The sequence below is a fragment of the Halomonas sp. AOP7-B1-5 genome (assembly GCF_052353045.1).
Taxonomy (GTDB): Bacteria; Pseudomonadota; Gammaproteobacteria; order Pseudomonadales; family Halomonadaceae; genus Vreelandella; species Vreelandella colorata.
On record NZ_JBQTDC010000002.1, the window covers coordinates 113,677 to 135,020 of the forward strand.

Annotated in this window: 21 protein-coding genes; 13 read left to right on the plus strand and 8 right to left on the minus strand. The window is 54.2% G+C overall.

Annotation, left to right across the window (positions count from 1 at the left end; all coding sequences use genetic code 11):
• Positions 1–47: 47 nt before the first annotated feature.
• From ACT3XD_RS01755 to crcB, 3 genes are read right to left on the minus strand one after another with little or no spacing between them, the layout of a single operon-like run.
• Complete coding sequence (locus tag ACT3XD_RS01755) at positions 48–1,034, minus strand: arsenic resistance protein (RefSeq protein ID WP_192536952.1); 987 nt, start codon at positions 1,032–1,034, stop codon at positions 48–50.
• 52 nt (positions 1,035–1,086) lie between these two features.
• Positions 1,087–1,461: a fluoride efflux transporter FluC gene (locus ACT3XD_RS01760; RefSeq protein WP_192536953.1), complete on the minus strand. Its 375-nt coding sequence runs from the start codon at positions 1,459–1,461 to the stop codon at positions 1,087–1,089.
• Entirely contained in the window at positions 1,458–1,835 is a 378-nt protein-coding gene (gene crcB, locus ACT3XD_RS01765) for a fluoride efflux transporter CrcB (RefSeq protein WP_192536954.1), read from the minus strand. Before crcB ends, ACT3XD_RS01760 begins: the two co-directional genes overlap by 4 nt.
• A gap of 252 nt (positions 1,836–2,087) precedes the next feature.
• Here crcB and ACT3XD_RS01770 point away from each other — a divergent pair, with 252 nt between their 5' ends.
• Positions 2,088–2,942 (plus strand): universal stress protein, encoded by an 855-nt coding sequence (locus ACT3XD_RS01770; protein WP_192536955.1) that lies wholly within the window; start codon positions 2,088–2,090, stop codon positions 2,940–2,942.
• A 121-nt stretch (positions 2,943–3,063) separates the two neighbouring features.
• On the opposite strand, the gene ACT3XD_RS01775 is transcribed toward ACT3XD_RS01770, so the two are convergent.
• Positions 3,064–4,758: a 2-isopropylmalate synthase gene (locus tag ACT3XD_RS01775; RefSeq protein ID WP_192536956.1), complete on the minus strand. Its 1,695-nt coding sequence runs from the start codon at positions 4,756–4,758 to the stop codon at positions 3,064–3,066.
• A gap of 259 nt (positions 4,759–5,017) precedes the next feature.
• On the opposite strand from ACT3XD_RS01775, the gene ACT3XD_RS01780 reads away from it, so the two are divergent.
• Together ACT3XD_RS01780 and ACT3XD_RS01785 are read left to right on the plus strand one after the other, a co-directional pair.
• Positions 5,018–5,500, plus strand: coding sequence for an Lrp/AsnC family transcriptional regulator (locus ACT3XD_RS01780; RefSeq protein ID WP_192536957.1), 483 nt, complete (start codon positions 5,018–5,020; stop codon positions 5,498–5,500).
• Between the two features lie 71 nt (positions 5,501–5,571).
• A complete protein-coding gene (locus tag ACT3XD_RS01785; protein ID WP_192536958.1) occupies positions 5,572–5,931 on the plus strand; it encodes a RidA family protein in 360 nt (119 codons plus the stop codon).
• Between the two features lie 3 nt (positions 5,932–5,934).
• Here the strand turns inward: ACT3XD_RS01785 and ACT3XD_RS01790 are convergent, their stop codons facing one another.
• The 4 genes from ACT3XD_RS01790 to ACT3XD_RS01805 all read right to left on the minus strand — a co-directional run bounded on the left by ACT3XD_RS01790 (position 5,935) and on the right by ACT3XD_RS01805 (position 12,592).
• Entirely contained in the window at positions 5,935–6,798 is an 864-nt protein-coding gene (locus ACT3XD_RS01790) for a MurR/RpiR family transcriptional regulator (RefSeq protein WP_192536959.1), read from the minus strand.
• Complete coding sequence (locus ACT3XD_RS01795; protein WP_192536960.1) at positions 6,788–8,560, minus strand: EAL domain-containing response regulator; 1,773 nt, start codon at positions 8,558–8,560, stop codon at positions 6,788–6,790. Before ACT3XD_RS01795 ends, ACT3XD_RS01790 begins: the two co-directional genes overlap by 11 nt.
• A complete protein-coding gene (locus ACT3XD_RS01800; RefSeq protein WP_192536961.1) occupies positions 8,557–11,169 on the minus strand; it encodes a hybrid sensor histidine kinase/response regulator in 2,613 nt (870 codons plus the stop codon). Before ACT3XD_RS01800 ends, ACT3XD_RS01795 begins: the two co-directional genes overlap by 4 nt.
• Before the next feature lie 67 nt (positions 11,170–11,236).
• Positions 11,237–12,592, minus strand: coding sequence for an aldehyde dehydrogenase family protein (locus tag ACT3XD_RS01805; RefSeq protein ID WP_192536962.1), 1,356 nt, complete (start codon positions 12,590–12,592; stop codon positions 11,237–11,239).
• 161 nt (positions 12,593–12,753) lie between these two features.
• Between ACT3XD_RS01805 and ACT3XD_RS01810 the strand changes: the two genes are divergently transcribed.
• The 10 genes from ACT3XD_RS01810 to rpoS all read left to right on the plus strand — a co-directional run bounded on the left by ACT3XD_RS01810 (position 12,754) and on the right by rpoS (position 21,291).
• Complete coding sequence (locus tag ACT3XD_RS01810) at positions 12,754–13,899, plus strand: GNAT family N-acetyltransferase (RefSeq protein WP_192536963.1); 1,146 nt, start codon at positions 12,754–12,756, stop codon at positions 13,897–13,899.
• Between the two features lie 111 nt (positions 13,900–14,010).
• Complete coding sequence (ftsB, locus tag ACT3XD_RS01815; protein WP_018916423.1) at positions 14,011–14,352, plus strand: cell division protein FtsB; 342 nt, start codon at positions 14,011–14,013, stop codon at positions 14,350–14,352.
• A gap of 61 nt (positions 14,353–14,413) precedes the next feature.
• Positions 14,414–15,112 carry a 2-C-methyl-D-erythritol 4-phosphate cytidylyltransferase gene (ispD, locus tag ACT3XD_RS01820; protein ID WP_192536964.1) on the plus strand — a complete coding sequence of 233 codons (699 nt, stop codon included), beginning with the start codon at positions 14,414–14,416 and terminating at the stop codon, positions 15,110–15,112.
• Positions 15,113–15,121: 9 nt separating this feature from the next.
• On the plus strand, positions 15,122–15,610 hold the full coding sequence (gene ispF / locus ACT3XD_RS01825) for a 2-C-methyl-D-erythritol 2,4-cyclodiphosphate synthase (RefSeq protein WP_192536965.1): 489 nt from the start codon (positions 15,122–15,124) through the stop codon (positions 15,608–15,610).
• Positions 15,603–16,643, plus strand: a complete 1,041-nt coding sequence (gene truD / locus ACT3XD_RS01830; protein ID WP_192536966.1) for a tRNA pseudouridine(13) synthase TruD — start codon at positions 15,603–15,605, stop codon at positions 16,641–16,643. The genes ispF and truD overlap by 8 nt, the downstream gene beginning before the upstream one ends.
• 36 nt (positions 16,644–16,679) lie before the next feature.
• Positions 16,680–17,426 (plus strand): 5'/3'-nucleotidase SurE, encoded by a 747-nt coding sequence (gene surE, locus ACT3XD_RS01835; RefSeq protein ID WP_192536967.1) that lies wholly within the window; start codon positions 16,680–16,682, stop codon positions 17,424–17,426.
• Positions 17,413–18,090: a protein-L-isoaspartate(D-aspartate) O-methyltransferase gene (locus ACT3XD_RS01840; RefSeq protein WP_192536968.1), complete on the plus strand. Its 678-nt coding sequence runs from the start codon at positions 17,413–17,415 to the stop codon at positions 18,088–18,090. Before surE ends, ACT3XD_RS01840 begins: the two co-directional genes overlap by 14 nt.
• Positions 18,087–19,055 (plus strand): DUF368 domain-containing protein, encoded by a 969-nt coding sequence (locus ACT3XD_RS01845; protein ID WP_192536969.1) that lies wholly within the window; start codon positions 18,087–18,089, stop codon positions 19,053–19,055. Before ACT3XD_RS01840 ends, ACT3XD_RS01845 begins: the two co-directional genes overlap by 4 nt.
• A gap of 7 nt (positions 19,056–19,062) precedes the next feature.
• Entirely contained in the window at positions 19,063–20,157 is a 1,095-nt protein-coding gene (locus tag ACT3XD_RS01850; protein WP_192536970.1) for a peptidoglycan DD-metalloendopeptidase family protein, read from the plus strand.
• Between the two features lie 159 nt (positions 20,158–20,316).
• Positions 20,317–21,291 (plus strand): RNA polymerase sigma factor RpoS, encoded by a 975-nt coding sequence (gene rpoS, locus ACT3XD_RS01855; protein WP_192536971.1) that lies wholly within the window; start codon positions 20,317–20,319, stop codon positions 21,289–21,291.
• Positions 21,292–21,344: the final 53 nt, after the last annotated feature.

Sequence of the window (21,344 nt, forward strand, 5' to 3'; positions counted from 1 at the left end):
TCGACAGCCCGTGATGTTTGAAACCTGTGCGGTTCAAGGCCGCCTCGCTACTGGTTGGCGGGGCGGCTTTCTTGTCCATGGCCTTTAGGCAGCAGCCGGTTGGGCACCCAGCGCAGGAAAACGATCATGCCGAAAAGCTCGACCAGCGACTGAAAGACAATCACCACCACGGCGACCTGCAAGGCTTCCGGCAGGGCCAGGGCAATGGGCAGCATGACAAACGAATTGCGCGTGCCAAAGCTGAAAGCCAGCGTTCTGGCGCTGGCTACAGGAAGCCTGAACAGCGTGCCCAATAGCTTCCCCAGCCATCCCGCAAACATCAGAAAACCTATAAAGATAAGCACTACCTGGGCCATCACATAATAAAGCCCGTCTAGGCTATTCACCTGCGACGCCGCTATGGTAAAGACCACCAGCGCAAGCAATGGCACGGGAAGTATGCCCAAACAGTAAGTGATCTTCTTAATGCGGGGTTGCCGAGCGCCAGCGTACTCGGTCAGCCAGGCCAGCGCTAACGGCAGTAAAATAAAGCCTGCAAAAGCGCCCAGTAGCGCCGTCGAAAAGGTAAGCAGAAACCACTCGCTGCCTAAGAACAGCCACAGGTAGAGCGGCAACGCGATTATCTGCACCAGCAATAGCAGCGGGGTGGCAGCAATGGCTCGCGCAGTATCGCCTTTACCTAAGTGGGTGAAGCTGATAAACCAATCGGTGCAGGGCACTAAAAGTACCAGTAACAAACCGGCCAGCACGGCGGGGGAAAGCGGGAGCCACAGCAGCATCATGGCTAAAAATGCCGGAATAGCCACAAAGTTGCCGACCAGCAGGGCGATCATAAAGCGGGTATCGGTGGCACCTTGTGCTATGCGTAGCAAAGGGATCTGGGTAAACGTTACGTAGAGCAGTACGCCTAATAGTGGCCACAATAAACGGTCAAAAGACGCCGTTAGCTCTGGCGCATAGGCGCCTAGCGCTAAGCCCGCACAAATAAAGCCAAGATATATCCAGGACTGATGTTTTTCCATCTGGTCACGCATTAAGGGGGAGTGCTCCTGGCCGCTTAGGGTTAACGGTGGCTGGTGTAGGTTTTTATGAGCGCGCCATGCGATCGCCTACTGCAGCGGCGCCCAGCCACAGCGGTAGGCTAACCACTAGATACACAAGCGCAAGGCCCGGCTTGCCTATATCAATAAAATGCAGTGTCTCTACGCTGAACAGTGAGAACGTCGTAAAGCCGCCACAAAATCCTGCGATGCCAAAAGGCTGCCACCAACGGGTAGGCGCAAGCGTTGCCACAGCGGCTAACCAGCCAATCAGCCACGAGCCTGCCACGTTGGCCAGCAGCGTGCCCCAGGGGAAATAGCTGCCCAGCGTTGCTTGAGCACCAAGCGATACTGCATAGCGCATTGCGCTACCCAGACCGCTGCCAATGCCTACGGCTAAATAATGCTGCCAAGCCTTCATGAGCGGCTCCCGGATAACAGCCAGCCCACATAAGCCATACAAAGGCCAAGCAACAGCGTCGCGATAATATTGGTAATAGCCCTTATAGAATGGCCACTTCGCCAAAGCCCAAGCGTTTGTAAGCTGAATGACGAGACGGTGGTGTAACCCCCGAGTAGCCCGGTGACGCTTATAAGCCAAAGCGATGAAGTAGCGTGCTCAGGAAAGCCCTGTGTGCCTAAAAGCCAGCCAGCCGCCAACGCGCCGCTAGCGTTTACACAAAGCGTACCCCAGGGGAATTGCTGTCCATACTTTTTGGCGAGCAGGTTTGCAATTGCAAAACGCCCCATGCCGCCAAGCGCGCCGCCTAACGCCACTAATAAAAAACTCATCATGCCAAGCCCCTGCTGACGTCATCGGGTGCGCCCAATGGCTGGGTTTTAAGCTAAAAGCGCCAAAGTGTATCACGCCATTCTATGGAGGTAGGAAGAGGCGCTAATGGCGATATGAGTAGACAGAATCCCCAGAAAGAACTAATACACAGGTAAGAGTCAATAAAAATTAGCGCCCCTTGCTAGTCGATCACTCCACCTAAACGAGGAATAGGTCATCAGCGCAGTGTCTGCACTCACTTGAAGAGGTCGCTTATGTCTGACTACGTTTTAGCCGCTATTGATCGCTCCCCGTTTGCAGAAGGTGTTTGCCAATATGCCGCATGGGCAGCAAAGGCGCTGGATGCTTCACTCACGTTTATCCATGTGGTCGAGCATGACGCTCAGACGGTGAGTCCTGACCTGACCGGTCATCTGGGTTTGGGGACCCGTGAGCATTTACTAGAAGAGCTAGCTAACGTTGATAAGCAGCGCGCTAAAATTGCTCGCGAACAGGGTCGCTTATTGCTTGAGGCAGCGACGACGTGTGCCGAAAAGGCGGGTATTGCAGAGTTTGAAAGCGTGCAGCGTCATGGAACGCTGATCGAAACCCTCACCGACCAGGAGCAAGCGTTACATTTGCTGGTTCTCGGGAAGCGTGGGGAAACAACCCATCTGGCAAACGGCCATGTAGGCGCCAACCTTGAACGCGTTGTCCGAGAAATGCAGCGTCCCATTCTGATGGTGCCCAGGGAGTTTATCCCGCCTCATAAAGTCATGATGGCTTTTGATGGCAGTGTGACGGCACGTAAGAGTATTAAGATGGTGGCGAAAAGCCCGCTGCTTAAGGGGCTTGAGTGCCATGTGGTGCTGGTGGGTACAGAAACCGCCGAAAACCGTCTACAGCTGGCCTGGGCATTAAAAGCGTTGCGCGATGAGCAGCATAGCGTTAAAGGCGCGATACATGCAGGCGATGTAGAAGAAACGCTGCGCCATTATCAGCAGGACCATAAGATCGATATGCTGGTGATGGGCGCCTATGGACACTCGCGCATTCGTCGTTTATTACTGGGCAGCACGACCACTACAATGCTGCGAAAAACCCAGGTGCCGGTACTGATTTTGCGCTAACGGTACTTCCGGCACGTCTGTCATACGCGAAAACAACCCTTGGCAAACGGCTACAGATGTAGCTTTTCATCGGCTTGCCAAGGGCGTAACTGCATAGACCTTAAATATTAGGCCTTAAACATTAGACCGTAAGCGCGCTTTCGGACGACTGCTGAGCGCTCTTATCGGCGTTTTGCGCCGCTAAATTGATCCCTGAAATCAGTGCTTTCAATGAAGCACTCACGGTATCGCTATCTTCAGCAAAGGCACAGATCCGCTGGCCGTCTATGTTGAGCTGCACAAAGGCAATGGCATTGGCTTCGCTGTCGCCGCCTAGTGAGTGTTCGCTGTAATCTATAATGCCGATACTGGTAGCGGAATGTTTCTGCCAGGCGTCGGTAAACGCGGACATAGCGCCATTACCTGAACCCGCTAAACGCAGCGTTTCACTGCCTTGCCAAAGGGTAACTTCAAGCCCTTCGCGCTGGCCCTTGGAGAGCTGGTAATCCGCCAGCGAAAGCGGTGTGTCCTGAGTGAAGTTGTCGCACATCACTTGGCGAACCATCTCGCTTGAAAGCTCGCTGGCGCGATCTTCACTCTCTTTTTGCACATAGGGGGCGAGTGCCAGCATCATCCAACGTGGCAGATTGATGCCGTAGTCACGCTCCAACAAGAAGGCCATGCCGCCCTTGCCGGATTGGCTGTTAACCCGAATCACCGCTTGATAATCGCGGCCAATATCGTGAGGGTCAATCGGCAAATAGGCCACTTGCCACGGCTCATCAGTCTTCTGGTGTTTCAATGATTTGCGAATCGCATCCTGGTGGCTGCCCGAGAATGCGGTATACACCATTTCGCCTACCCACGGGTGGCGTGGATGCATGGCAATCCCGGTGCACTCGTTGACCACCTGGATGATTTCATCGGGGTTGGAAAGATCAAGCTTGGGATCAATGCCCTGGCTATAAAGATTCATGGCCAGCGTCACGATATCCATGTTGCCGGTACGCTCGCCGTTGCCCAGCAAAGTGCCTTCTACCCGGTCGGCCCCTGCCAATAAAGCAAGCTCTGCTGAGGCCACGGCACCGCCCCGGTCGTTATGGGTATGTACCGAGATAATCACGCTGTCGCGACGGCTAATGTGCTGGCAGAAGTATTCGATCTGGTCGGCATGGTGATGGGGGCCGGCCACTTCGACGGTCGTCGGCAGGTTGAGAATACATTTGTTCTCAGGGGTTGGCTGCCAGACGTCCATGACTGCTTCGCAGATAGCCAGTGAGAAGTCGATTTCGGTGCTGGAAAAGCTTTCCGGGGAGTACTGGAAACGCCAGGCGACATCAGGATAGCGTTCGGCATGCTGCTTGACCCAGGTAGCGCCCTGTACGGCAATATCAGTAATACCGTCGCGGTCCATTTCAAAAACGCGCTCGCGCTGGATGGTCGAGGTCGAATTATACAGGTGGATAATGGCACGCTTTGCACCTACCAACGAATCAAAGGTCTTTTCAATCAGGTGCTCGCGACACTGCACCAGCACAGCAATGGTGACATCGTCCGGAATCTGGTTTTCTTCAATTAGCCAGCGGACAAAATCAAAATCGGGCTGGCTGGCGGAAGGAAACCCCACCATGACTTCTTTAATGCCCACCTTGACGATCTGATGCCAGAAGCGTTTTTTCTGCTCAACGGTCATCGGCTCCAGCAGCGCCTGGTTACCGTCACGTAGGTCTTCACTTACCCAGATCGGCGCGCGATCAAGATCTCGGTCAGGCCATTGGCGGTTAAACGCAGGAACGCGCGGTGCTGGGCGATATTTACGATGATCGAAAGCAGACATGGTGAAATTCCTAAGGGTTAATGACTTGGAAAACTGGCCGCTTGTGGTGTAGGCCTTGGTGCATTAAAACACGCTCATCGGTGCAGACTCATGATGCAGATTATTGATACAGAGCATGCACGCAACTGTTAACTGCTTTTGGCAGTGTGGATAGTGTAACGGGTTTGTGGCGCTAGGTTGTTGCTAAAAATAGATAAAAATGGCATTAATTGGCAGTATGTTTTAATAAATTGAAATTTATTAGCAGGAGCTGCTTATTATGTCGATAACGCCATTGACGCTGGATCGCTTTGATCGCCAGATTTTGGCTATCCTGCAGCAGGAAGGGCGGATCAGCAACCAGGAGCTTGCCGACCGAATTGGCCTTTCGGCGTCGCCCTGCTTACGCCGGGTCCGCGCGCTGGAAGAGCACGGCTTGATTATGCAATATCGCGCCGAGGTAGATGCCCGCCAGCTGGGTTATCAACTGATGGTGCTGCTGCACATTGCGATGGATCAACATACCTCTGAGCGATTTGAGAACTTTGAACACCATATCCGACAGATTCCCAACGTCATTGAGTGTTTGATTATTACCGGGCAGGCTGCCGATTTTCAGTTAAAAATTTTGGTGCGCGATATGGATGACTACCAGCATTTGCTGCTGCACGTGATCAACCGTATTGAAGGGGTCACCGGTGCACATACAAGCTTTGTGCTTCGCCGGGTTTTCGAGCACCGACCCGTGCCCAGCGAACGCTGAGCACGAAAGCATGGTCAGCGATTAGATAGCCGTTTACACTGCCTTTTTACCCATATGCAGTGGAGTCTTCTATGTCTATCAAGCGTCACGATACCAAAGCCCGTATGAGCCGCGCCGTTATTCATCAGGGCGTTGCCTATTTATGTGGCCAGGTGGCCGGGCCTGAAGCGCGCAATGGCGATATTACCGCGCAGACACAAAGCATGCTGGCCCGCGTCGATGCACTGTTAAAAGAGATTGGTTCCAGCCGCGAGGAGCTGCTCAGTGCCACGATTTATCTCAAGGATGGCAGCGATTTCGCCGCCATGAATGACGTTTGGGACGCCTGGGTACCCGAAGGCTATGCGCCGGCTCGTACCTGCGTGTGTGCTCCGATGCCTGCCGACGAATTAAAAGTAGAAGTTAGCGTAACGACGGCTGTTTCGGCCTAACGATTATTGGCTGGACGAATCAAGCGGAAAGCGGGTATCACGCAGGCTATCTTTGATTTTCTTAAGGTGCGGCAGGAAATCCTCGCCGCGCCGCAGCGTGACCCCGGTGGCTAGCGCGTCAATCAGTGTGAGCTGAATTACCCTGGAGGTCATCGGCATATAGTGGTCGGTATCTTCTGGTGTCGCCACATCCAGGGTGGCGCTGCACTCTGCACTCAGCGGTGAGTCTGGCGCAGTAATACCCAGCACCACCGCTCCGGCTTCACGCGCCACGCGCGCGATGTCGACCAGCTCACGGGTACGCCCGGTGTAGGAGATAATCACCACCACATCACCGGTATGGCAGGCTGCTGCCACCATGCGCTGCATCAGGACGTCGACGTACGCCATCACCGGCAGGTTGAAGCGGAAAAACTTATGCTGGGCATCCTGAGCGACAGCCCCTGACGCGCCCAAGCCAAAAAAATGGATCTGTTTCGCCTGGGTTAGATAATCAACCATGCGCTCGACGGCTGAGATATCGATGTCACGCTGTGCTTCATCCAGTGCGGCAATCGTTGCGCCAAAAATTTTGTGTGTGTATTGGGCGGCCGTATCACCAGGCTCTACCGCGCGAGTGACATACGGGGTTCCGCCTGCCAGGCTTTGGGCCAGTTTGATTTTAAAATCTGGATAGCCCTTGGCGCCAAAGTTGCGGCAAAACCGATTAACAGTAGGCTCACTGACGCTGGCCGCCTGGGCGAGGCTTGCGATGCTTAAGCTGGTTGCCGCGGCCGGATCTTCTAAAATCACATTAGCGACTTTGCGCTCGGAGCGATTTAAATCTTCTAAGCGTTCGCGTAAGCGATTAAGCAAATCATGCGCCATTAAACAAGCTCCGTGTCGTGAGTGGCATAGGCTGTGGAGCCCAATTATTACACCAGGCAACAAAGTCATCGGCAGGTAATGGGCGGGCATAATAAAAGCCTTGCGCAGCTTCACAACCGATAGAGCGCAGGTATGCCGCCTGTGAGGCGGTCTCAATACCTTCTGCTACTACATCGCAGCCCACCGCATGTGCCAACTGGGTAATCATAACGGCAAGCTGACGATCCACGGCATTTTTTTCAAGATCCATCACAAACGCACGGTCGATCTTTAGCGTAGAGAAGGGCAGCGTTTTTACATAAGCAAGCGATGAGTGGCCAGTGCCAAAGTCATCAATAGCCACGGCCACGTTCATTCTGGCGAGCTGAGCCAGCTGCACGCGGGCATTTTGCATATCGCTCATTAAGCCTGACTCGGTCACTTCCAGCGCTAGAAAACGTTCAGGAATGTCATACGCTGCCAGTCGATCCAGCAGTTTTTGGGCGAAGTCTTTACGCGTTAACTGGCGCGCAGCCACATTGACCGCGATATGAAAATGCTCGTTGAGCAGCCCCTGCTTTCGCCAAGTTACTATTTGCTGCATGGTTTCTTCGAGCACCCATTCGCCAATCGCCAGAATATCCCCGCTGGCTTCTGCCAAAGGAATAAAGTCTGCAGGCGAAATATGCCCAAGTTCTGGGTGGTGCCAGCGCAGCAAGGCTTCTGCACCAATAATCTGTTGAGTCGCCAAAGAGATTTTAGGCTGAAAGGCCAGCGACATCTCGCCACGCTGAGGGGCGCCGCGGATGGCTTGTTGAAGGTTGAGCCGGTGGCGCTGCTGTACTTCCAGCGTTTCCTGATAGCGTTGAATGCGCAGGTTGCCGCCCCTATGCGGCAGCGCCAGCGCCGCCATATGTACCAGCCGTTCGATTTCAAAGCGCCCACTTGCCCAGCTAATTCCAATGCGCGCATCCAGTGGCAAAAGCAAATCACCCAGCGCCTGATCCTGTTCAAAGGTGCTGAGCAACCGCGTGGCTAATTGTTCAAGCTCATATTGGTCGCTGACCGGGGTGATGACCAGGAGTTCGCTTCCGCCCCACAAGCCCAGCAGACCAATATTATCCAAATGTGCAGAGAGCTGCTGACTCGTATGTGCAATCAACTGATCAGCGATGCTATAGCCGTGCAGCCGAACCACATTATCCAAATCATCCAGAGCGATAAATAAAAGCCCTGTGCCTGAGGCTGACAATGCAGCTTCTCGAAGTGCCTGCATTAAGCCGCGTCGATTGGGTAATTGGGTTATGGAGTCGGTGCGCGATTGGCGATTCAGCTCTTGGGTACGCTTGGCCACCATGCGCTCAAGCGTTTCGGCTTGTTGGTCGCGTACCTGATAGCGATGCTCAAGGCTAAGCGCATTGCGAATGCGCTGAAGTACCTCATCATGATTGAAGGGTTTGGTAATAAAGTCGCGTGCGCCCATATTGAGTGCGCGGTAACGAGTTTCATCGTCAATTTGTGCGGTAAGCACAATAATTGGCGGCATTTGATGGGAAAATTGTTTTTGCAGCAGGGAAATCAGTGCATAGCCATCCAGGACAGGCATCCGAATATCCAGCAGTATTAAGTCTGGCTTTTGTAGCTGACAATGAGCAAGAACATGGCTTGGGTCGCTAATTCCATGTACCTGAGTAAAGCCGTTGTCGTCTAGCAGATCCAGTAGCAGCTCAACGTTGATAGGGTTGTCATCCACTACTAGCACATGTTTACTGGCTAGGTTCATGGCTCCTTCCCTGGGGCTAGGCTAATAAACTTGGTAAGCGTGGTGGCGAGTCTATCAATATCTAAAGGTTTGGTAAGATAGGCGTCAAAGCCTGCGGCAAGACCGTGCTTGATATCCCGTTCCATTGCGTTAGCCGATAACGCAATAATATGAATACCGCGTAACTGCTCATCTTTTTGGATTACATCCAACGCCTGAAAGCCGTTCATACCTGGTAGGTGTATGTCCATTAATACAATGTCCGGCGGCGATTGACGCATCAACTCTAAACCAATTTCGGCACTTGGCGCCATCACTAGCTGAAGTTCCTCAATATCCTCAATGATGTCTTCCATTAGCCGTTGGTTGGTCGGGTTATCTTCGATATAGAGCAGCTTATAAGCACGCAGGTTATTAATCGGGAAGCTAGTAATACCTGACGTATGGCGCGCAGGGTTGAGCGTCGATGGGTCGGCTATGGGTAAGGTAAACCAGAATGTGGCACCGTTGCCCAACTCGCTTTCCACGCCCACCTGTCCATTCATGCGCTCAATTAATTGGCGTGTGATCGCAAGGCCTATACCGGTACCCTCAATGGCCCCATATTCAGCATCCAGACGGTTAAAAGGTTCGAACAACTCATGATGGCGTTTCGGCGAAATTCCAAACCCAGTGTCGGTGATGTTAATACGTATGCTGTCGTCACATTGTTCGACAGCAATAGTAATTGTGCCTGCTTCACAGTTGTACTTAATGGCATTGGATAACAGATTTAAAAGGACCTGTTTGGCGCGTGTATAGTCTGCAACGACCTGGCAAGGAACCGAAAGAGGCGATCGTATCAAGGTGATATCAGCCGCTTCCATCGTCGCTTCTAAAGTAGAGCAGGCATCATCTATAACGTTTTCAATCAGAATTGGCTCAATCGAAAGGGCCATTTGGCCCGCTTCGATTCTTGCTAAGTCGAGTACTTCATTGATCAGGTTTAATAGGTGTTGACCACTTTTTTCGATCTGATTGATTTGGCGCTGTTGTTTACTGCTTAGCGGGTCGCGGCGGCCTTTGCCCAAAAGTTGGGAAAATCCGATAATAGCGTTGAGCGGGGTGCGTAACTCGTGGCTCATCGAAGATAGAAATTCGCTTTTACTTTTATTGGCTTTTTCAGCCTGATCACGGGCGGCGGCCAGGTCATGCATTACCTGTTCGCGCTCTGCCATTTGGCCATAAAGATTAATTAACAGGGCGCAGGTATCGGTAAACGGCTGTAGCCAGTCGAGCAGCCCCTGATTGAGTGGTTGCTTGCTGTTGGCAATCGCGTACATGCCAATAAGCTCTTCACCGTTAAAAATCGGCACACCCAGGTAGTTGGATAACGTCGGATGCCCAAGTGGAAAACCGCCGCGCTGGATGTGGGTATAAACGTCATTGGTCATGACGACTTCGCCAAAGGCAAATACACGACCCAGTAGCGAATTAGGGTTGGTCAGCATCATATCGCCACTGCGCAGGCTCTCCATCAACTGACGTGACTCAGCGTTCCAGGAAAGATCGGTAATGGCATGAATTTTAAGTGCATTGGTGGTATCGGTAGGTAACACCTCGCCAATCAGCGCATAGTCGCTGTCGGTTAGCTCGCGCAATGCTTCCATAAGAAACGTCCATAAGCGCTCGCCCGACATCAGCGCCTGGTAGTCGGTTATCCCTTGGTGAAGCACTTTTAGCAGGCTCTGCTCTTTATTAGTGCGCTGGTTGGCGGCGTGTATATCGCTTAAGTCGGTCAAAATACCCAAAAATTCAACGACTTCTCCCTGATCGTTGGGGATAGTGTTGACCGCTAGATGAACGGGTATGACATGGCCATCTTTGTGCTGGGCGTAGACTTCTCGGCCACGGCCAATAATTTTAGGCTCACCGCCAGAAAGGTAGCGGGCAATAAAACCGTCGTGGTGTGAGGCGATATCGGGCGGTGTTAGAATAGCTACGTTTTTGCCAATCAACTCGTCTTCGGTATAACCAAGTAACTGCACGGCAAAAGGGTTAACGGCAATCATATTGCCGGATCGATCAATGCGCACTTTGCCGGTAGCGCTTTTGGTAAAAAGTGCCTCAAATCGGCGCGCCGTACTGGTTAGTGCTTCGCTCAGTGTGCGCTGATTCAGTAGCTCTTCAACCTGTTGGGCAAGACCTTTCAAAATGTTTTGTTCACGCGCTGAAAAGCTTCTGGGCTTTCGGTCAATCAGGCAAAGAGTGCCCACGGGTAGGCCGCCGTTTGGGCGTAGGGGGTAGCCTGCATAAAAGCGGATAAACGGGGCATCACTGACCAGGTCATTATCATTAAAGCGTAGATCGTTGTATGCATCTTCCACCACCAGAAAGGCATCCTGGGCGATAGCGTGAGCGCAAAATGAAACGCGGCGCTCTGTCTCGCAGGCATCAATGCCTTGGCGTGATTTAAACCACTGACGATCTTTGTCAACCAGAGAAACCAGCGCAATAGGAACATCAAAGATTTCCCTGGCCAATTGAGTGATACGGTCAAAAGATGCTTCAAGGGGGGTGTCGAGAATATTCAGAGCCTGCAATGCCGCGAGGCGTTGTGCTTCGTTATGGGGCGTATCGGCGGCTTGCATAAGGTTCCTAAATGAAAAAAATATGTAAAGTAATGTATGTCTATTATCGGTCGCTGATTAATAAACTTTAACCAAGCCGAAGTAAGTTTATTAGCCAGCGCCGGTAGGGAGGATGTAAAAATCGGCTTGTAGCACGCTTTGCCTGATGAAATACACTACGTAAATGGCTAAAGCGATCGAATCCACTACGCCCGTGATACGCACCCATGCCGCTTTCGCCCACGCCGCCAAACGGCAGAGTGGGAACGGCGTGATGCAGCAGCGTTTCATTAAAGACCAGGGCGCCGGAACGCGTGGTCTTTAACAGCCGCGATTGTAGCGTTTTATCGTTGGTAAAGGCATAGAGGGCAAGTGCATGCGGGCGCGCGTTAATGAATGTAAGCGCGGCGTCGATGCTTTTGACGCTAATGACAGGCAAGCCGCGGCCAAAAATCTCCTCGCGCATAATGCGAAGATCCTGGGTCGGGTCTATGACCAGCGCGGGCGCGTAGTCACCATGATCAATGACACGGCAGCCATGGTTACGCGCTTGTGCCAACATTGCTTCAATGCGCTGTTGATGCGCTTCATTGATGGGCTGTGTTACCTCGCGGCTATCCGGGCGCTGATGCACAATGGCGCGGCTTAAGGCGCTTATCAGCGCATCTAAATGACGGCTTTCCACCAGTACATAGTCCGGCGCGAGGCACGTTTGGCCACCGTTAAACGCTTTGCCGAAGATAATCGCAGAGGCGGTTTTATCCATGTCAGCATCGCCTGCCACCAGCACAGGCGATTTGCCGCCCAGCTCCAGGGTGACCGGGGTAAGGTTTGCCGCCGCGGCACTGGCTACTTGGCGCCCAACGCTGGTCGAGCCGGTAAATACCAGATGATCAAAGGGCAGCGCACTAAATTCCTGCGCGATTAAGGCGTCGCCCTGGATTACCGAGAGTTCGTCCTGAGTAAAATATTGCGCGACCAGACGTGCAAGCAGAGCGCTGGTGTGCGGGGACAGCTCACTAGGCTTCAGCATCACCACGTTGCCTGCCGCAAAGGCGTCAATGACGGGCATTAATGCCAAACTCCACGGGTAGTTCCAAGGCGAGATAACCCCCACGATGCCTAACGGCTGGGGTGAGATGCGCGCTCGGGCGGGCAGTAAACGCCAAGGCATGCTAGCGCGCCAAGCTCGCATCCAGTGCCAAAGGTGGCGGCGCGTATAGCTAATAGCCTGTATCACGCTGTTAATTTCTGCCAGGCGGATTTCGACGGCACTACGCTGACCGAAGTCCGCCTGAATGGCGCGAACAATGTCGTGCTGATGCCGCTTGGTCATTTGCGCTAAACGCGCCAGGCGCTTGCGCCTCACACTTAACGTTGGGAAAGGGGTCTGATTAACAGCATGCCGCTGGGCGTTAAAAATGCCTTTTAAATCGTGCGTCATAGCCTCTCCTTATTTCTCGCCTGATTGTTCGTACCTGAATGTCATGGGCGAAATAGCTGTCGCGATAAGCGCCAGGTTAACTGAGTTAAGCGTCAACCGGGGTTAATGATAAAGTAACGCCAGATGACAAGAGGCGACCACCTCGCATTTCGGGAGATACCATGCCTACATGTCCGCTAAAGCTCTCTAGTTTATCTGCCATGAGCGATATTAAAGCAAGCCAGTGGGACGCCTTGGCTGGCGATCAGCCGTTTTTGCGCCATGCCTTTTTAAATGCACTGGAACTCAGCGGCTCGGTAAGCCGTGAGACAGGGTGGGAGCCATGCCATGCCTGCGTTTGGCAGGGCGACCAGCTGGTCGGCGCACTGCCAATGTACCGTAAGCATCATTCGTACGGTGAATACGTATTCGATTGGGGGTGGGCTGAAGCTTTTGAAAAAGCGGGTGGAGACTACTACCCCAAGATACTCAGCGCCATTCCATTTACTCCCGTTCCAGGCGTGCGCACGTTGCTGGCCAAAACGCTTGATGCAGGTGCGGTTCGCGCGCTGCTGGCCTCCGCTTGGCAGTCACTGTGTGAGCAACAGTCGCTCTCCAGCTGGCACTTACTGTTTGCCGATGAAAACGACGTGGCGGCCTGGCAGGCCCAGTTCCCTGAGCTGATCGCCCGTGAAGGCGTGCAGTTTCAGTGGCGGGATGCAGGCTTTGGCGACTTTGATGGCTTTTTGGCAAGCCTCACCTCCAAACGCCGCAAAATGATCAAGCGTGAGCGACGTCTGGTCGCCGAGCAGGGGCTCACGCTGGCTCGCCTGGAAGGCGAGAACATTTCGCCGGAGGCGATGACTCACTTCTATCGCTGTTATTCGATGACATACCTGGAGCGGGGCCGCTCCCCTTATCTGAACAAGGAATTTTTTGAGCAGTTGCGCCAAACCATGCCTGAAGCGCTGATGCTGGTGCAGGCGCGTCTGGATGGCCAGCCGGTCGCGTCGGCCCTTTACTTTCGTAGTGAACAAACGCTTTATGGCCGCTATTGGGGCAGTGAGGTGGTTGCCGACTGCCTGCATTTTGAAGCCTGTTACTATCAAGGCATTGAATACTGCTTACAGCGGGGGTTGACGCTTTTTGATCCCGGTACCCAAGGCGAGCATAAGTTAATACGCGGTTTTGCGCCCCAACGCATACGCTCGCTGCACTATTTGGCTCATCCTGGTCTGGCGGCCGGCGTTGCCCAGTTCTGTCAGCAGGAAGGTGCGCATATCAACGCGTACCGGGAAGCGGCTTATAAAGCCTTGCCATTCAAATAATGTGCGGCTCGCTGATGGTTCAGCATAATGGCATAATGCGCGCCGTTACCGTGGATGGCTGTAGCTTCTTTAATTCTTATATCATTTAGTCTTTATGTCAGGAGATCGGTGATGCACAAATGGCTGGTGGTTGCGCTACTTGCCGTGCTGGGCTTGCTCCAATATACGCTTTGGTTGGGCAATGGTGGCTTACGTGATCTGCAAGTAGTGGAACAGCGCGTTGCGATGCAAGAGGCCGATAACCTGCCCATGCGTGAACGTAACGCCCGTCTGGCGGCCGAGGTCACCGATCTCAAAAACGGCTTGGATGCTATCGAAGAGCGTGCCCGAAGCGATATGGGCATGGTGCGCAGCGATGAGCAATTTTTCTGGGTACCCGGGGTGGCGATCGCGACCGAGCTGATAGGCATTAACGCAGGCTTGGTGACCCAGCCTCGGCTGAACCGAGAGTAATCTGCACAGTGAATGCATTTGCGATGAGTCAGCACGGGATGAGTAAGCTCGGAGAGTGGCGGTGAGCAGGGCATTGTGGTTAGTGGTGCCCGCTGCGGGCCAAGGGCGGCGCATGGGCGCCGATAAGCCCAAACAGTATTTGATGCTGGATGAGCAACCCATCCTGGCGCGCACCCTGGCGCGGCTTTATCAGGCGTTTCCGCACGCCACGCTGGTGCTGTGCCTGGATGCCGACGACCGCTGGTTTCAGCCTGACTGGGTGCCCTTTGCCCACTGGCAGCGCGTGCCCGGCGGTACGGAGCGTATGGACAGCGTATTGAATGCGCTGCATGCCATGCAGGCACGCGACAATGACATTGTGATGGTGCACGACGTGGCGCGCCCGTGTATTACCCCGGGGGATCTGCGGGCGCTTTATCAGGCCGCATCAACTCACGCAGGCGGTGCGCTATTGGCGATGCCCGTGGCCGATACCATGAAGCGGGCCAATGCCGAGCAACTGAGCACCCATACCGAACCCCGCGATGGGCTTTGGCATGCTCTGACGCCTCAGGGGTTTTCCTACGTGCTGCTGCGTCAGGCGCTCGAGAGCGCCCGGCATCAAAAGCGTGTAGTGACCGATGAAGCCTCGGCGGTCGAAGCGCTGGGCCATCAGCCACGCTTAGTCAGCGGGCGGCGGGACAATTTAAAAGTCACCCATCCTGATGATCTTGCCCTTGCCGCCGCTATTTTAGCAGCACAAACAGACCCGCTTATTTAGGAGCGCCTAATGCGTATTGGCCATGGATTTGACGTTCACCGCTTCGGCCCCGGCGACCATTTAATGATCGGTGGCGTTAAACTGCCGTTTTCGCAGGGCTTTGTAGCCCACTCCGATGGTGATGTATTGCTGCATGCGATTAGCGACGCGCTTTTAGGCGCCTGCGCGCTAGGCGATATCGGTCACCACTTCCCTGATACGGACGCCGAATGGGAAGGCGCGGACAGCCGAGCGCTGCTGCGTCATGTCATGGTTCTGGTTCAGGCTGAAGGTTTTGGCATTGTTAACCTGGACGCCACGCTGATGGCTCAGGCGCCGAAAATGGCACCGCATATTGAAATAATGCGCCAAACCATCGCTGATACGCTGGGCGTTTCGCTTGGTCAGGTGAACGTTAAGGCGACTACGACTGAGCAGTTAGGATTTACCGGGCGTGGGGAAGGAATTGCCGCTGAAACCGTGGTATTGCTCGGCCGGCTTGAGGAACCCAATGAGTAAGCTTCCTAGCTGGCAGCGCCGTTTGGATGACACGTTTGGGCCGCCCAGGCCCGGCCAGTATCGTGCCCAGCCTGAAGATTTTCTGGTTGATGAACACTTGGACTTCACCCCGGAAGCGCACGGAGAACACCTTTGGCTGCGGCTTGAGAAACGCAATCAGACCACGCTGGATGTGGTGAAAAGCTTAAGCCGACTGTGTGGCGTTACCCAGCGGGATATTGGCTATTCGGGCATGAAGGATCGGATTGCCGTCACGCGCCAGTGGCTAAGCGTGCATTTGCCTGGGCGCGAAGCGCCTGACGATCTGGCTGCCTCGCTTGCGGCGCTAGGGATTAAGGTGTTGGAGCAGGCCCGCCACCCGCGCAAGTTAAAGCGCGGCGTTCATCGCACAAATGGTTTTACTCTGCGCTTAACGGGCGAGGCCATCCAGGCCGATGATTTTGAAAACCGTTGGCAGGCGCTATGCAGGCAGGGCGTACCCAACTATTTTGGTCCCCAGCGCTTTGGCCCTGAAGGGCGCAATTTACACCGCGCCGAGGCACTGCTGGCGCGCGGTTGGCGTAAGCGCGATGATCGACAAGGGATGCTGCTTTCCACCGCGCGAAGCTTTCTGTTTAACGAACTGTTAAGCACCCGGCTGTCGGACGGCACCTGGAACCAGCCTGTCGCGGGCGATACGCTGATGTTAGACGGCACGCAAAGCGTGTTTAACGTCGATTCAGTGGATGAAAGCCTGATATCCCGCGCCGCTGAGCTGGACGTGCATCCAACCGGCGTGCTGTGGGGCGTGGGTGACAAAGCCTCTGAAGATGCAGCGAGCTATGAAACGCAGCTATCCCAGCAGTACCCTGCGCTGTGTGCCGGTTTAGAACAAAGCGGTGTGAAGCGGTCGCGCAGAGCCTTGCGCATGCGATTAACCGCGCCCCAGCTCACCTGGGAATCCGATGCCGTGCTACTCTCGTTTGCGTTACCACGAGGCAGCTTTGCTACTGCCGTCATCGGTGAGTTGATTCACCACCCCGATATGGCGTGATAGACACGGCTACGCTTGATAAACAAGGAGACTTCCATGCGGCGACTGCTGCTTTCCAATGACGACGGCGTCCATGCCCCTGGGCTTAAAGCGCTGCATGACGCGCTGCAGGCGCATGCCAATCTGCGTGTTGTGGCACCGGATCGCGATCGTAGCGGGGCAAGTAACTCCTTGACGTTATCGCGGCCGCTCTCGTTGACGGCGCTAGATAATGGTTTTTATAGCGTTGACGGCACGCCCGCTGACTGCGTTTATTTAGGTGTTAACGGCGTATGGGACGAGCATCCCGATCTGGTGATATCCGGCATTAATCATGGCAGTAATCTAGGGGATGATGTGCTTTACTCAGGTACCGTCGCCGCTGCCATGGAAGGGCGTAATCTGGGCATGACCGCAATTGCCATGTCGCTATGCGGTGAGCGCTACTTTGATACCGCCGGTAAAGTGGCTGCCAGCCTGATCGGCGCGGCCGACAGGCTCTCCTTGCCCCCCAGAACGCTGTTGAACGTTAACGTACCGGATGTGCCCTGGTCGTCCATCAAGGGCGTCAAGGTGACGCGTCTTGGGTATAGAGGGCCTGCTGAAAAGCCGCTGCCCGTTGAAGACCCACGCGGACGTACGCGCTACTGGATTGCGCCGGTGGCTGCTAATGCCGACGATGGCGAAGATACCGACTTTGCGGCTATTGAAGCCGGTTTCGTGTCGATTACCCCGTTGCAAACCGATTTAACGCGCCATCCAGCGCGCCGTGATGTGCAGGACTGGTTGGATGCCTTTGCCTGAGCTTTCACTCATTGAGCGTCTGGGACGAGGGATGACCTCCCAGCGCACACGAGACCGTATGGTTGATCGCCTGATTGAGCAGGGGATCCGCCACCCAAAGGTGTTGGACGTGATGGCCAGCGAACCTCGCCATCTGTTTGTCGATGAGGCCCTGGCTCATCGCGCCTATGAGGACACTGCGCTACCAATCGGGTTTGGGCAGACGCTCTCCCAGCCGCTTACGGTTGCCCGTATGACCGAGCTGGTGGTGAAAGCCGAGCCGCGTCGCGTGCTGGAAGTCGGCACAGGCTCTGGCTATCAAACGCTGATTTTATCGCGCCTGGTGAAAGAGCTTTACTCGATTGAGCGTATTTATGCCCTGCACGAGCGGGCAAGCGAGCGTTTGTGGCGGCTGGGGGCCGAGGCCAGATTGACCGTGGCTGACGGCGGTGAAGGGTGGTCCGCGGCGGCACCCTTTGATGTTATTTTGTTGACCGCCTGTGCTCAGACGCTGCCAGAATTGTTGCTTGAGCAGCTCAGCCGTGATGGGGTATTAATTGCCCCGCTTGAGGAACCTGACGGCAGCCAATGGCTTACTCAAATAAAGCGCATTGGCGGTGCCTTTGAAAAGCGGCGGCTTGAGCCCGTTCGCTTTGTACCCCTATTGCAAGGAGTGGTGGATTGAAGCGTAAAGCCTTGGGAATCTTTTTAAAAGGCGCCGGAATGGGCGCCGCTGATGCCGTACCCGGGGTGTCTGGTGGCACAATTGCCTTTGTGACCGGTATTTATGAAGAACTGATCAATACCATCAAGCAGTTTAGCCCCCGTGCGTTGGGGGTGTGGCATCGCAACGGCTGGCGCGCTTTATTCCAGTATTTGAACCTGGCTTTCTTGATTCCTCTGCTGACGGGTGTCGGGATCAGTCTGGTGAGCGTGGCGCACCTGGCGTTATGGCTAATGGAGGCGCACCCGCTATTGCTCGACGGGTTTTTCTTTGGTTTGGTCGCCGCTTCCTCGCTTGTCGTGGGGCAAGCCGGGAGGCGCTGGCGGTTCTGGTTTGTGATTCCACTGTTAGCAGGCCTGGTGCTGGCCAGCATGTTGCCGAGTTTAATGCCGCTGGTACTATTGATCGGCAATGAAGCGCTCGTTGTCATGGTGGCCGGCTGTATCGCGATTAGCGCCATGCTGTTGCCTGGCGTGTCAGGCAGCTTTTTGTTGCTCACGATGGGACTCTACGGCACGATTATGGGGGCTATCCGCAGCTTCGATATCACGATCATTGTGCTGTTTGGTATGGGGTGTGTGATTGGCTTGGCATCGTTTTCACGCCTATTATCTTGGCTGTTAAAACGCCACCATGACTTTACCATGCAGCTACTTTTAGGGTTTATTATCGGCTCATTGCCGGTTCTCTGGCCGTGGCGTGAGCTGTTACGCTATCAAATAGGCCCTAGCGGGCAAATGATTCCATTGGATTATCGTTATTTGCTGCCGAGTGATTATGCGATGTTGACCGGCACTTCAGCGCAGGTCATTGGTGTGGTGGCGCTAATGGCTATTGGCGCACTGCTGGTCGTATTGTTAAATCGTCAGGCAGGACAGGCGGCCACGTCTGATTCAAAAATACCGCGCAGCGCTGAAAAGGAGTAGGGTTTGCATGCGTAAAATCTTCATGATGTCAGCGTTAGTATTGGCGATTAGCGGGTGTGCCAATCAGCAGCATGGCGCCCCGCAGGTGCGTGATTTAAGCGAAGCGCGCAGTGCCGTGGAAAATTCGCCTCAATATACTGTAAAGCCCGGCGATACCCTGTATGGCATTGCCTGGCAGCATAATCTGGATTATCGGCAGTTGGCCGCGATGAACAATATTGAGGCACCCTATCAGATTCGTCCTGGGCAGATGATTGCCTTGCGTGATGGGGGCTCACGCGCTAATAATTCACCGTCCAATAATGCTCAGCCTAATAACCAGCCGCAAAATGCCCGCAGTGAATCGCGTGGCGTAGTGGCGACGGGGTTAAATCCCCCGACGACGGCGGTAGCCAGTAACGACCAGGAACTCGATTGGCTGTTGCCTGACGAGTCGGCGATTGAGCGTAATCAACGTTTAAACGCTGAGGGTCAGGCACAAGAGCGTACTAATCGTCAGGCCGTTGAGAGCGCTGAACAGGTAGCCGCTAGCAGCAATACGCCGCGTGAAGAGCCGGCCAAGCCAGAGGTCGTGGCAGCGGCTGAAGTAGAAGAGCCAAAACCTGAACCAGAGCCGGCGGCAGCTCCTGCACGCGAACCGGCGGAACAGCCCGTTGCCCAATCCGCGGCACCTGCTGCCACGCCTCCGGCACGTACAGATCGTTCATCGCGCACTTTCACGCCTGCAGAGACGATAAACTGGCAGTGGCCGACCGATGGACAGGTCACCGGCAAGTTTGGTGAAGGGGACTCGATTACCGCCGGGATTGATATCGACGGACAAAAGGGGCAACCTGTCAAAGCGGCTGGTCCTGGAATTGTCGTTTATGCAGGCAGCGGCGTACGTGGATACGGCAATCTCATCCTTCTTAAACACAATGATCAGTTCTTGAGTGCCTACGCGCACAACGACAGTTTAAGCGTTAAAGAGAATGATGTAGTGGAAGCGGGCGAGGTAATTGCCACCATGGGTAATAGCGATGCAGGAAGTGTCAGGCTGCATTTTGAGGTGCGTCGCGATGGACAGCCTCAGGACCCATTGGACTTTCTCCCCTCACGTTAACCACGGCCTGCAGCTAGGCAGGTGGATAATGGCAAGCTCTATGAATCAGCGCTAAGCCGCTGATTCAGCATAATAACAATAACGGTATTGCGCACCGACAGTGCGACTACCCTTTAATTTTTGGAAAAGGCGGGCGGGCGATACTACGGGGGTAAGACCATGAGTATGCTGGAGAAGGATCTACAGGAGGTTGACCTGGATGCTGCCGAAGAAGCGTTGGATAACGCTGACGATGATGTCGCAGCGGAAGAGGATGCCTTTGAAAAAGCATTAGGGCGCGAGGATCGGCAGTCAACTCAAAGCTTAGATGCTACGCAAATCTACCTCAATGAAATAGGGTTTTCGCCGCTATTAACGCCAGAAGAAGAGGTCTATTACGGCCGCTTGGCGCGTAAGGGAGATGCACTGGGTCGTTCACGAATGATCGAGTCCAACCTGCGGCTGGTGGTTAAAATTGCCCGGCGCTACCTCAACCGGGGGCTAACGCTGCTTGACCTGATCGAAGAAGGTAATTTAGGCCTTATTCGTGCGGTTGAAAAATTTGACCCTGAACGTGGGTTTCGCTTTTCAACGTATGCAACGTGGTGGATTCGCCAGACTATCGAACGTGCGCTGATGAACCAGACGCGGACGATTCGTTTGCCGATTCACGTTGTTAAAGAGCTTAATATTTATCTGCGCGCAGCACGTGAACTGACCCAAAAGCTTGACCATGAAGCAACCGCAGAAGAGATTGCTGAACATCTCGATAAGCCGGTTGATACGGTTAAGAAAATGCTGGGCCTCAACGAGCGTGTCTCCTCGGTCGACTACCCCATGGGTGGCGAGAGCGATAAACCGCTGATCGATACCCTGGCTGATGACGATGTACAAGGCCCCGAAGGCAGTCTGGTCGATGGTGATGTGCGTGAACACGTGGATCACTGGCTGGATGAGCTAAGTGATAAACAGCGCGAGGTCGTTGTGCGCCGTTTCGGTTTACGCGGCCATGAAGCGGCCACTCTTGAGGAAGTGGGCGCGGAAATTGGCCTGACCCGTGAGCGTGTTCGACAAATTCAGGTGGAGGCGTTAAAGAAACTGCGCCGCTCACTTGAGAAGCAGGGCCTTTCATTAGAAGCTATTTTCGAAAGCTAGTTGATACGACCCATTCAGTAGGCACTGCCTTGACGCACCGAGTTTATGCTCGG

Coding starts and splice junctions, on each gene's coding strand:
- ACT3XD_RS01755 (WP_192536952.1), bottom strand. CDS start 1,034: ATGCGTGACCAGATGGAAAAACATCAGTCCTGGATATATCTTGGCTTT.
- ACT3XD_RS01760 (WP_192536953.1), bottom strand. CDS start 1,461: ATGAAGGCTTGGCAGCATTATTTAGCCGTAGGCATTGGCAGCGGTCTG.
- crcB (WP_192536954.1), bottom strand. CDS start 1,835: ATGATGAGTTTTTTATTAGTGGCGTTAGGCGGCGCGCTTGGCGGCATG.
- ACT3XD_RS01770 (WP_192536955.1), top strand. CDS start 2,088: ATGTCTGACTACGTTTTAGCCGCTATTGATCGCTCCCCGTTTGCAGAA.
- ACT3XD_RS01775 (WP_192536956.1), bottom strand. CDS start 4,758: ATGTCTGCTTTCGATCATCGTAAATATCGCCCAGCACCGCGCGTTCCT.
- ACT3XD_RS01780 (WP_192536957.1), top strand. CDS start 5,018: ATGTCGATAACGCCATTGACGCTGGATCGCTTTGATCGCCAGATTTTG.
- ACT3XD_RS01785 (WP_192536958.1), top strand. CDS start 5,572: ATGTCTATCAAGCGTCACGATACCAAAGCCCGTATGAGCCGCGCCGTT.
- ACT3XD_RS01790 (WP_192536959.1), bottom strand. CDS start 6,798: ATGGCGCATGATTTGCTTAATCGCTTACGCGAACGCTTAGAAGATTTA.
- ACT3XD_RS01795 (WP_192536960.1), bottom strand. CDS start 8,560: ATGAACCTAGCCAGTAAACATGTGCTAGTAGTGGATGACAACCCTATC.
- ACT3XD_RS01800 (WP_192536961.1), bottom strand. CDS start 11,169: ATGCAAGCCGCCGATACGCCCCATAACGAAGCACAACGCCTCGCGGCA.
- ACT3XD_RS01805 (WP_192536962.1), bottom strand. CDS start 12,592: ATGACGCACGATTTAAAAGGCATTTTTAACGCCCAGCGGCATGCTGTT.
- ACT3XD_RS01810 (WP_192536963.1), top strand. CDS start 12,754: ATGCCTACATGTCCGCTAAAGCTCTCTAGTTTATCTGCCATGAGCGAT.
- ftsB (WP_018916423.1), top strand. CDS start 14,011: ATGCACAAATGGCTGGTGGTTGCGCTACTTGCCGTGCTGGGCTTGCTC.
- ispF (WP_192536965.1), top strand. CDS start 15,122: ATGCGTATTGGCCATGGATTTGACGTTCACCGCTTCGGCCCCGGCGAC.
- truD (WP_192536966.1), top strand. CDS start 15,603: ATGAGTAAGCTTCCTAGCTGGCAGCGCCGTTTGGATGACACGTTTGGG.
- surE (WP_192536967.1), top strand. CDS start 16,680: ATGCGGCGACTGCTGCTTTCCAATGACGACGGCGTCCATGCCCCTGGG.
- ACT3XD_RS01840 (WP_192536968.1), top strand. CDS start 17,413: ATGCCTTTGCCTGAGCTTTCACTCATTGAGCGTCTGGGACGAGGGATG.
- ACT3XD_RS01850 (WP_192536970.1), top strand. CDS start 19,063: ATGCGTAAAATCTTCATGATGTCAGCGTTAGTATTGGCGATTAGCGGG.
- rpoS (WP_192536971.1), top strand. CDS start 20,317: ATGAGTATGCTGGAGAAGGATCTACAGGAGGTTGACCTGGATGCTGCC.